The sequence below is a fragment of the Georgenia halophila genome, from assembly GCF_039541595.1.
In genome coordinates, this window is record NZ_BAABGN010000021.1 from 1 (window position 1) to 749 (window position 749).

Consider the following 749-nt stretch of genomic DNA (forward strand, 5'->3'; position numbering starts at 1 on the left):
CGGTCCAGATCTAGAAATATCTGCTAATCAAAACGAGAGCAGTCCGTCGACAGGACCACCGATGCATCCCCGAGGAACACACTCGCCGCGCATCACGCAGCGCCGTATTGCCGAGCTGGCCGGCGTCAGCCAGTCGACCGTCTCGCTCGTTGTCAACGGCAAGGCTGACGCCCTCACCCGGATCCCCGCCGAGACCCGTGAACGCGTGTTACAGGTGCTGCGCGAGGCCGAGTACGTCGCCGATCCGGCAGCACGGCGGCTCGCCGGCATGGGGAATCGACTCATCGGCGTCTTCACCTACGAGCCCGCCTTCCCGGAGGCCAGCCGCGACTTCTACACCGCACTGCTGATGGGCATCGAGTCCCAGGCGGAACGGCTCGGTTACGACCTGCTGCTGTTCACCTCCGCGCCCGTGCACGAGGGTAGACGCTCGCTCTTCCACCCAGCCAACCGGCTCCGCCTCGCCGACGGATGCCTGCTGCTCGGGCTGGAGATGGACGGCGGCGATCTCGAGCGACTGGTCGACAGCGGGTTCCCGTTTGTGGCCATCGGTCGGCGTGAGGCTCGCGGGGTCCCGTACGTGGCCGCCGACTACTCCACCGCGACCGCCGAGATGACCGATCGCGCCTGGGAACTCGGCCATCGCCGATTCGCACTGCTGCACCGTCCCAGCACCGGTGAGTCGGTGCTCGATCGTGTGCGAGGGTTCGACGACTCCCTGACGCGTCACAGAGCCGACGGCGCTGCAC

The 749-nt window shown here is 67.0% G+C and carries 1 protein-coding gene; it reads left to right on the plus strand.

The annotated features are described in order from the left end of the window. Nucleotides 1-61 precede the first annotated feature (61 nt). On the plus strand, nt 62-749 hold a 688-nt coding region (locus ABD907_RS20535; RefSeq protein ID WP_345219145.1), incomplete at its 3' end, for a LacI family DNA-binding transcriptional regulator.